Source organism: Vreelandella arctica, from assembly GCF_037070215.1.
Taxonomy (GTDB): domain Bacteria; phylum Pseudomonadota; class Gammaproteobacteria; order Pseudomonadales; family Halomonadaceae; genus Vreelandella; species Vreelandella arctica.
Genome location: NZ_JBANSN010000055.1, coordinates 1 through 9970, shown reverse-complemented (window position 1 = coordinate 9970; position 9970 = coordinate 1). Strand labels below are relative to the sequence as shown.

11 protein-coding genes are annotated in these 9970 nt (G+C 57.2%); 2 read left to right on the top strand and 9 right to left on the bottom strand.

The features are described 5' to 3' along the window. From V8L70_RS21930 to recD2, 9 genes are all read right to left on the bottom strand, one after another. The coding region (locus tag V8L70_RS21930; protein ID WP_336270591.1) for an MFS transporter at positions 1 to 541 on the bottom strand (541 nt) is incomplete at its 3' end. A gap of 34 nt (positions 542 to 575) precedes the next feature. Further along, on the bottom strand, positions 576 to 851 hold the full coding sequence (locus V8L70_RS21925; protein WP_008957440.1) for a metal-sensing transcriptional repressor: 276 nt from the start codon (positions 849 to 851) through the stop codon (positions 576 to 578). Between the two features lie 59 nt (positions 852 to 910). After that, positions 911 to 1432 carry a hypothetical protein gene (locus V8L70_RS21920; protein WP_008957439.1) on the bottom strand — a complete coding sequence of 174 codons (522 nt, stop codon included), beginning with the start codon at positions 1430 to 1432 and terminating at the stop codon, positions 911 to 913. Between the two features lie 29 nt (positions 1433 to 1461). After that, a complete protein-coding gene (locus V8L70_RS21915) occupies positions 1462 to 1953 on the bottom strand; it encodes a hypothetical protein (protein WP_008957438.1) in 492 nt (163 codons plus the stop codon). Further along, entirely contained in the window at positions 1950 to 2354 is a 405-nt protein-coding gene (locus V8L70_RS21910) for a hypothetical protein (protein WP_008957437.1), read from the bottom strand. The genes V8L70_RS21915 and V8L70_RS21910 overlap by 4 nt, the downstream gene beginning before the upstream one ends. Continuing rightward, positions 2341 to 2622 (bottom strand): hypothetical protein, encoded by a 282-nt coding sequence (locus V8L70_RS21905; RefSeq protein ID WP_008957436.1) that lies wholly within the window; start codon positions 2620 to 2622, stop codon positions 2341 to 2343. The genes V8L70_RS21910 and V8L70_RS21905 overlap by 14 nt, the downstream gene beginning before the upstream one ends. A gap of 14 nt (positions 2623 to 2636) precedes the next feature. Then, a complete protein-coding gene (locus V8L70_RS21900; protein WP_035586634.1) occupies positions 2637 to 3656 on the bottom strand; it encodes a helix-turn-helix domain-containing protein in 1020 nt (339 codons plus the stop codon). 80 nt (positions 3657 to 3736) lie between these two features. Beyond that, positions 3737 to 4009, bottom strand: a complete 273-nt coding sequence (locus V8L70_RS21895; RefSeq protein ID WP_008957434.1) for a hypothetical protein — start codon at positions 4007 to 4009, stop codon at positions 3737 to 3739. 144 nt (positions 4010 to 4153) lie between these two features. Further along, entirely contained in the window at positions 4154 to 6268 is a 2115-nt protein-coding gene (gene recD2, locus V8L70_RS21890; protein WP_008957432.1) for an SF1B family DNA helicase RecD2, read from the bottom strand. A gap of 459 nt (positions 6269 to 6727) precedes the next feature. On the opposite strand from recD2, the gene V8L70_RS21885 reads away from it, so the two are divergent. Then, positions 6728 to 9082 (top strand): DNA topoisomerase, encoded by a 2355-nt coding sequence (locus V8L70_RS21885; RefSeq protein ID WP_008957431.1) that lies wholly within the window; start codon positions 6728 to 6730, stop codon positions 9080 to 9082. A 197-nt stretch (positions 9083 to 9279) separates the two neighbouring features. Next, on the top strand, positions 9280 to 9804 hold the full coding sequence (locus V8L70_RS21880; RefSeq protein WP_083025292.1) for a hypothetical protein: 525 nt from the start codon (positions 9280 to 9282) through the stop codon (positions 9802 to 9804). Positions 9805 to 9970: the final 166 nt, after the last annotated feature.

The following is a 9970-nucleotide window of genomic DNA, read 5'->3' as shown; positions in this document are numbered from 1 at the left end:
GGGCGGCAGAGATAACGAAGGCCAGAGCATTGATTACAAACAGGACATCAAAACCCATCACCATCAGCAATGCCGCCGCCGCCATCGGGCTAAGAAGGTTCTCTAAATCATAGGCGAGACGCGACAGGGACAATGCTCGTGTGTACTGCTCTTCGTCTTCGAGAATGTCAGGGATCATCGCCTGGAAAACGGGCGTAAAGCCAGCTGAACAAGCATTGAGCAGAAAGATCAGCACATAGATCTGCCACACTTCGGTAACAAAAGGCAGTGCGCAAACCACGGCTGCACGCAGCAAGTCCAGGCTAACCAATAAGGTGCGCCGAGGCAGGCGTGATGCATAAGCGCCGACCAAAGGGGCAATGCCCACGTAAGCGACCATCTTGATCGCCAGCGCCGTGCCTAGCACGACGCCCGCCTGACCTTCGGCAAGATCGTGAGCCAGCAACGCCAGAGCAACCGTGGTCAGGCCAGTGCCGATCAGTGCAATGACCTGCGCTAGAAAGAGATGGCGGTAGACGCGGTGGGCGAGTACATCGAGCATAGAACTTCCTCAAATGAGGGGTGCCTAAAAGCGCTTACAGGTAGCGTGCAATCGTCTTGAACTCTTCAGCCCGTGCCCGTTGCGTTTGATTCTGAGTACCCAGGGCTTCGTCTAGGCAGTGGTCGATGTGATCCAGCACTAAGGTGCGTTTAGCTTGCTGAATGGCTTTTTCTACCGCATGGAGTTGTTGAGCGATGTCCAGACAGTGGCGTCCATCCTCTACCATCTGGGTCACACTCGAAAGGTGCCCCCGAGCGCGGTTCAGGCGCTTGACGATATCGGGATGTGACTGGTGAGTATGCATTGTCATGCTGGGTTCCTCTGTAGTTAATGGGTGCGAGATAGAGCACCTTCCGCCATGGTGAAGCGCTAACGAGCCGGGATGGTATGTTTCAAATGAGCGGGAAGGCTCTCCCTTGGAGTTGCGGCTTCATTGGGGAAGGCTTCGAGCACGTATTGCCCCATGAATCGACGCCTAACGCCAAAATACGGGGTGGCCTGACACATCTTCAGCCACTCTGACTGACTCACCACCGGCTGTAGGGCGTGTCGAGTGGCTTCATCCGCTTGGTCCATGGTGACAGGCACTGGTTTGCCGGCCTCCATGGCAATTGCATCCACTAGTCGATCCCAAAGCGCTCGAATCACGCCATCCCCGATCGCGACAAACGCAACGGGGAAACTCAGTCTCGGCAGCTCAGCGTAAGTATCGTTAATCGATTGCCAATCATCGACCGCGAGACTAAGTAGCCACTCATTGGCATTCGTCAGCAGCTCCAATATCGAGTAGTGGGTATAGAGACGGTTCAGCCCCCTGACTCGACATATCTGCAGGCTTACATGCCTCGCGAGGCAGGTGGCTTCTTTACGAACCCGCAAATATTTATGCATTGATCATTCTCCGCAACAGCGCAATGCTTTCAGTCCTCGTCACACTGAGCCTGAAGTAGGTCAGCAATTTCCTGCTCGACAGACGCCACCGCTGGTTGCAGCGTTTCGTCTACTTCGTCCCGACCAAGGCGGGCGATCTCTTTCCAGCGCACCAGTGAGTCACGGGAGACAAGATAGGTACGCGCACAATCACCCTCAGAGGCTTCCTTCTGAAGGGACTCCAACAGCTCCAGGTCACGCATCGAAAATACCTGAATGGCCGGCACAAGCAGTCCAGCCTCTTCTGCTTGTCGGCCTAGTGATGCCATGTCCCAGTCACGTTCAGCCGCTTCGTAGGAGGAATGTGTGGTGGTCTGGTAACCGCACCGCTGACACACCAACCAGTGGGCATGAAACCAGTCGGTGATTCTTTTTAGGTAGTCTGGACTGTCCTGACAGGCACAGACTGGGCATGAGGCTCGCTCGGTCATGGTGCTATCTGGCATATCATGGTGAATGGGGTGTGGGGCAATGGCGTTCATACATGCCCACCTGAAAGCTGGCTCAGGGTCTGTGCCCGAGCATTGGCTGACTCCCTCACGATGTCGGGGGAGAACCCTGCACCACAGTGAACCTCGTTGATCATCACGAGCTGAAGATAGCCGCGATGAATCAGGTATTGGCCAAAGCCTAGATCCGAGATGTCCCGATGCGCATAGGCACCGGAAGCCTCCATCGCGTTAATATCGTCGATGGTTAGGGTGCCCATGTTGAGACTATCCAGTGTCGCTTGGCGATAAGGGGCTTGTAGGCAATATTGCTCAGCCAGCTCACCCAGGTTGAGATCAACCAGGGCACGATATAGCCCGCTGCACTGGTAATGGGTTGCCCCACCGCTAGAGAGTGCCACCAGCTCGCCCTTGCAATGACTAGGTTTCGCCATCGCTTTGCCTCCTGTGATTGTGTTCTCTCCCCTTGGCGATACCTGCATGGGTCAGCTTGTGGGCGCTGAGCATACAGGCATAGGCTGAGTGCATCGCATCGGCAATGATGCGATCGGCCAACTCAAGAGGGGTGGTATCAGTGATGCCAACACGCCGCAGATCTTGCTCAATAACGGCACGATGACGTAGGTACTCATGAAGTTCATTTGCTAGTGCGTCGTCTGCTAGCAAATCCGGCTTGTTCGTTGCATTGAGTGCAGAGCACATGTCTACCCCCTACGTTACTCAGCACAGCTGGTCGGATGATGCCGAAGAATCTCGGCTAGCCGATCCAGGGCTGTTATGGAGATTGTCCGCTCTCCCGCTGCACAACGCGCCTCGTGTCGGCGCAGTAGCGAAAGATCCCTAGGCGAGAAATCGTGATCACGGCAGAATGCTGCCTGCGTCATTTCTCGGTCCTCGAGCAACTGCTCCAGGGCGTCACGAAGCACGACAATATCGGCATACGCGAACCCTCCCTTTCCCAGCTCACTGTCATTATTCGCTTCACCCATACTGGGCAAACCCAGCTCCGGTTCGAGGTTGCATGTAGCGGACTCGGTGTTTAGCGCACCTGCTACAACCAAGTTCTGCCCAATTCCGGGCGTTTCCTCGCGCAACCTGTCGCAAGAGGAGGTAGGGCGCGGGGTGACACCCTTGGCGAATGCTTGCTGGCGCAGTTTGGATAGAGAGGTGATAGCGAGCACCGCGGCCAGCTGGAAGATCAGCAGCGCCACCGCCTGCATGCCGATCAAAGCCTGCTGGCGCCAGGTCCAGGCCTCGGCCGGGGGCGCCGCCACGAGAGTCGCCAACTGGCTGTCAACCTCAGCGAGACGAGCCTGTGCGACTTGTATCGGTTCGAGCCAGCCAGCCCGGGCCTCACTATTTGCCCGGAAAGTCTCGATACTCTCTTCAAGGCGCGAGGCCTCCAGAGCCAGCCGCTCAATGCGCAGCTCCCGGCTGGCGTCGACGTGAGACGCTGACAGCCACTCATCCACCAGAGGCTCGCAAACCATATAGATAGGTCCGGTAAGCGTAAGCACGCTGGCGACCATGGCCAGCATTCGCCGAGCCAGCTGGCGCTGATACCAGAGCCACAATGCAACGACTTCTAGGAGAACAGCCCAGGCCCAACCCATCGGCCCAACAAACTCAGTCCAAAACTGAATCGCATGCACCTGCAACAGCGCGATCGCGCCAGCAAGTACCAGCAAAGGCGGCACCATCTCGATGAACCGTGTTGTCGGTGACTGATTGCCCATTACGTTGACTCTCCACAAAGCTCACACACATTGCCGTACCCACTAATCCCCTTTCCAAGAAGGCGGGGTGATCAGCTTTTCTAGTCCGCATCCGGTTCAGTTTCGTCACCTGCCGAGGTGGCCACAGCCATCGGCGTTCCCAGCAGCGGCGCGGGGGGAGGCGGTGGCTGTTCAGGCTCAGACGCAGCCATTCGTATCCCGATCGTCAGCGCCAGCAGCGCCGACCAGGCGACCATCCAGCGGATTAAAAAGCGGCGATCCTTGAGATTACCCCAGCCGAAAATGAGCATCACAGCCAGGAAGACGGCATACGCGAGAGCGCCGACCCAGAGAATGGCGATGAAGCCGGTCATGCCACACCTCCGGTCACAAGCGCCTCAACGTGTCCCAGCTGGGAAAGGCAGGCTGTAGGTGGCTCGCCGGGGTCCCGGGCGACTTCAAGCCTTCTCTTGGCCATGGATCTCTCCTTTATAGGTTGGTGATACTGGTGAGGCAGGCTAGCGCAACCAAAGCGGTAATGAGGTAAGTCGACGCTGCCCGGTGACATGATGGACGGCTCGCTTAATCGCAGAAGGGTGACCAACGAGTACGACGCGGCGTTTGCCCCGAGTGAGGCTGGTGTAGAGCCATTGTCGCTCTAGCATGTGCCAATGCGATCTCACCAGAGGAATGACCACGGCAGGGAATTCGGACCCCTGCGCTTTGTGTCCGGTCATGGCATAGGCCAGCTGCAGCTTGCCGAGGGTGTCGCTGGTGAATAGCACTTCACGATCCTCAAACCGCGCCAGCACGGTTTTCTCCTCAGCGTCTGCCGTCACCACATAGCCGAGATCACCATTAAAGACATCACGGTTATAGTCATTCTCGGTCTGCACGATCTTGTCCCCTGGCGCCCATTGGCGACCATGGATTGTCACAGAGCCCCGATCGCCCGGGACGTGATAGCTTCGTAACGCTTCATTGAGAGCACGGGTTCCGACCGGACCACCGTGCATGGGTGTCAACACCTGCACTTCATAAAGAGGATCGAAGCCACGCGCCAGCATGTCTTCAGTGGCCACCCGCAATGCCACACGACACACCAGCTCGGGGTCACCGCCTTCCGGCACTTCGACAATCTCAAAGTCGCTATCTGGTACCGATTGAGGACTATTGCCCTGGTTGACGGCGTGCGCCTGGACAGTAATTTGCGAGCCAGGCCCCTGTCGCCGGATCTGTTGAAGACGTGCCACTGGGATAGCACCCGAACCGATCACATCGCGAAGAATGTTTCCCGGCCCAACCGAGGCCAATTGATCCTGATCACCGATGATGAACAGTCGGCAGTGGTCAGGCAGCGCCACCACCAGAGCCAGAAACAACGGCACATCGACCATCGATGCTTCATCAATGATCACTACATCCGCTTCGATCGGGTTGCTAGCATTAAACTCAAAGCCGCTGGCGCCAGCGCCCAGGAGACGATGAATAGTAGACGCCGGCCTCCCGGTTGCCTCCGACATTCGCCGAGAGGCACGGCCAGTTGGCGCACACAGCGCCAGCTCAAGGCCAGCATCATCCAGTGTCTGCGCCAGCACCTCAGTCACCGTGGTTTTCCCCACCCCCGGCCCACCCGTAAGCACAGCCACCCCATACGCAAGGCAGGTCTCCAATGCTTGGCGCTGCTCATCACTGAGCACCCGGCCATCCGACAGCTCGCCATCAACACGCACTTGGTTGCAGCCATTCCAATGCACCGCACGCGCTAGCAACGCGGTGGCGATGGTTCTCTCGGCTTCCACCAGCGAAGGCAGGCCAACTAGCCCGCCCTCAACACTTATAAGTTTTTCATGCGCCAGCAGCAGTTCAACAACCGAGGCCATGCGTGCCACGTCGACCCCGAGGAGCTGCGCGCCTTCCGAGGCCAATTCATCCGAGGTTGCCAGGGTATGCCCCGAGGCTGATCGTGCATCAACGACATGGCGAAGCCCCGCAATGAGTCGATCGCGGTGGGTCAACTCGAAGCCAAGAGATTGAGCCATAGCATCGGCTATACGAAACCCTATACCTCGAGTCTTCAATAAGGTGCGGTAGGGGTTGGCGGATACTTTCGCAATGGTCTCCTGGCCCAACTGGCGAAAGACCGACATTGCACGTGAAGCGCCCAGACCATGCCCCTGCAGGAAGATCAATGCATCACGCGCTTCTTGGTACTCATTCCAGCTCGCCGCTATCCCCACTGCTTTCTTCTTACCGATGCCTGACACAGCCCGTAAGGCCTTTTCGTCACCGAGTACGTCGCGCAGCCCATCACCGAAATGGGCGACCAACCGCGCAGCGAACTTGGGGCCAATGCCGGCCACCTTGCCACTCGCAAGGTATGCACCCAGCGCTTTGGACTCCTGAGGTATTTGCGTGATGAGCCGATCGGCTTTGAACTGCTTGCCGAACTTAGGATGCGTGCCCCAAGTGCCGCGGGCCTGTACAGACTCCCCCTCGTTGAGCGGCTGACATACAGCCACCAGCGTTACCTCCTGTTCCTGAGCATCGCGCACAGTCAGGATCTGAAATCCCTCTTCACCTACGAAACGAACGGCACTGATCACGCCGCTCAATTCCTCAAGGTTGTCCATGGATCGCCCTCGCAAATAAAAAAAACCCGGCTGGGGAGGCCGGGTGAGGTACAGGGAAACAGGCTCTTACTGGGGAGCGTGGATTGTCAGCACGCCCGGGCCGCGCCCGACTTCAAACTCTGGATCTGCTACTGGGGAGCCCTCTGAGTTGAGAGTGAGAGAGAAGCCGGATCAGGGCTAACTCAGAGGGCTCTCCGGTAGCCCCGTTACCGAGACGACCAGACGGCTAATGCGCATCCCCGAAGCCGTGTCAGGGGAGAGAGGAGATAGCGGGCGCAATCCGCTTAATTCGTTCGGCAGAGGGTTGTTAAGCTTTTTCCGCTGCCTATGTGTTGCTATACTAGACGACACTTTTTAAGTATGCAATACACTTTAGAGATGAAAGACATCGTATTGTCGGTTTGCTTCTGAGCGGTGCTTATTCCGCTTACTTTCCTCTACCGAAGGACGACCTTCAGGATGACATCACGAGCACTCATTCTGTGTGAGAAACACTCCGACCAGGCCGACAAAATAGCCCCTGCTTTAGGTCTTACGCGCAGCGGCAACGCCTACACCGGCACCTGGAATGGCATAACACTTACCTTAGTTTGGGCCGCTGGGCATTTGCTGGCGCCTGTTGAGCCTTCCGAGGTGAGCCCAGAGGCCAATTGGCGCGATCCCCGCAGTCTTCTGCCCCTACCTACCGCCTTTCCTCAGACGCCTACCGACCGCGGTAAGAAATACCTGGGAAACCTTAAAAAAGAACTCTCTCAAGCAACAGAAGTATGGTTGGCCACCGATCCAGACCGCGAAGGCGAGGCCATCGGGTACGAGATCCTGCAGTACGCAAAGTACCGCGGTTCGGTGAAGCGGATGTGGCTGACCGGCTCTATGGAAGCGGCCGATGTTCAGGCCGCGGCCAAGCGCCTCAGGAACGCCGGAGAAACCATTTCTTTCTGGCGGGCTCAGCAGGCCCGAGCCAACGCGGATGGCTTCTGGCAGTACCTTGTCCGTGCATACACGGCAACCGCTCGCTTAGGCCTTATGGGTAGCGATTTAGCCAAAGGTAAGGGCAAGGCTGGGCTCGTGTCGGCCGGCCGCGTACAGTCCGCCACCCTTGGGCTAGTTGTTACCCGCGATCGCGCAATTGAAGCCTTCATTCCAGTCGATCACTACCAGGCGAAGATCACCCTGGGCGGGGGCGAGCTGACCTATTCACCGGCCACCCCAATAGCTGGCGCCAGCAGCATCCAGCTGCAGGATGACGGCAAGCCGATGTTCCTGGACAGGGCTGCCATGTTGGCCTTTACCAAGCGCCTAGAGACCGTCGATAACGCCGCCATTCTGGAGGCCGAGACAAAGCAAACAGCCAAGCATCCACCGCTGCCATACAGCCTCACAGCGCTTCAGCGAGACATGTCAAAACAGTACGGCCTCACGGCCACACAGACGCTGAAAGCGGCCGATTCAATGCGAAGCGATGGTTACCTGACCTACCCACGAACAGAGCATGGAGAACTGCCCGCCAGTCTGTATAACCGGAACGATTTATTGGCCATTCTGGGTGGCGCAGCAAAGGCTGATGACGCGCTTATGGCGCCAGCCCGCCAAGCTGGTCGCCGGCATTGCATGGAGAGTGCGGAGGTGCCACGGCCACGTTGCTTTACCGACAAGCCGATGAACCACCACGGGATCATTCCAACGCGCAAAACTCCGAACCTCGCAGATCGTACCGAGGCCGAACAAAAGGTCTACCTGGCCTGTGCAAAACAATTCATCCAGGCCCTCCTGCCAGCCGCTACCGTCGAGTCCTTGAGTGTCAGCGCCAGCATCGATGTCGAGGACGTGATAGAGCGGCAGCCAGCGCTGTTTTCCGGCACCTTCAAGCGCGTCATTGACCACGGCTGGATGTCCGCTTTCGAGGCTCACAAAGAACAGAAAGACCTGCCACCACTGGTAGCCGGCGCCAGCATTCCCATCGAGGCTGTAAGGCTTCATGAGGCACGCACCGAGCCGCCCAAACACTACACGCTGCACGACCTGCTAAGCGCAATGCTCAATGCAGGCCGACACGTCGAAGGGGAAGATGCAGCAGCACTCCGAAAGGCTGAAGGGATCGGCACCCCAGCCACTCGGGATACGGTTATCCAGACGTTGTTTGATCGCGAATACGTAGCCACCAAGCGCAAGGGGAAACAGCAGCTAATTGTCTCCACACCACGAGGCCGCGCATTCATCGATAACACCCCCACCGAACTCTCCGATGTGCGCGTGACAGCCGCTTGGGAGCGCCAGCTCGATGCAATCCAGAACGCCCCCAACGACACAGCGGCTAAGCACGCCCGCGACACGTTTATAACTGCTCAACGCGACTTCATTACTACCCGCATCAAAGAGGCAATCGACATCATGGACAATGCACCTGAGGCAGTTTTAGAAGCAGCCAATGGCCCCACAGAGAACATGGTTTCCGCAGCACGCAAGCTAGCCGCTGCACGCAGTCTTACGCTACCAGAGGGCATCGAAAAGAGCTTCGAGATATGTCGCTCATTCCTGGACGAGGTAATGCAGCAGACACCGCCGCCGACCGACAAGATGAAGGCCTTGGCTATGCGCCTAGCTGGCGAAAATGGTGTGACGCTGAATGGAGAACTGACCTCATTCAGGGAGTGCAAAACCTTCATCGATAAGTATATGCAGATCCAAGCTCCGACCGCGAAAATGATAGCCGCTGCTGAGTCCGCCGCGAAGCGCTACCAAGTAAAACTTCCCGAGGCTGCCCGCACCTCAATACAGGAGTGTCGCGTGTTCCTAAACGAGCATCCACGCTAGCCCCGCCGAGAGGCATCCCGGGCACCCCTTGGATGGGGCTAGGACACTTGGCCGATCGCATAAAAAGCAAACCGAAAAGGACTCCCCTCGCCAAGGAAGGCGCTCAATTTTACACCCGCCAGACGTACCCACTTAGCCCCTTTAAAGCCACTCAGAACAACACGCCTGATGAGTGATAGAAGACGATAGGAACCGCAATGCACGAAGTACATCACGACGATGAATCACAGGCCGAGAACACTCATCAACGTCAATCACGCCGTACTGTTGATAGGGAGGTGCTAGCACACGAGGCCGAGCTAATGGTGGGCGCACTGACAGCCGATATAGATGCAATTATGGGCGAGTACACACGGCAGCTACTGGACATTGTTGAGCGCATCAGGCAGGCCCAACCACGTACCCATGGCGCGGTACTTTTAGATGTTAGTCGGTGTGGCTATGGATGCCTCGGGTGCCCTCACCCGGTATGGCGTAAATGGGTCAACCGACAACAGCATAGCCGGCACGCACCCTCAACGTGGCATGCCGTTAGAATACAGCGACCAGGGGTAGCAGCAAGGGCGAAAACCGTGCCTCAAGAGGCGCGAGAGCTGATCGCTGAAGCCCTCGTGTTGATCGAACGAAGAGCACGCTTTATCGACCATTTGAAACGTATTAACAAGGCCATTGGTACTGCTCGCCACTACCGACCAGAGCTAGGCCAACAAGGAAACAATTAGGACGGCATGACAATCTTTTAATAGCGCATTATTCGATTTCTCTATGGTGCGTATTCCGCCCTATCGTGACCGCCCATTCCGTTTGAACGTGACCGTCTGTTCTGGATGATGGTGACCGCGCATTCCGTTTTATCGTGACCGATTTTGGGCAGTTTTCCGGAATCGC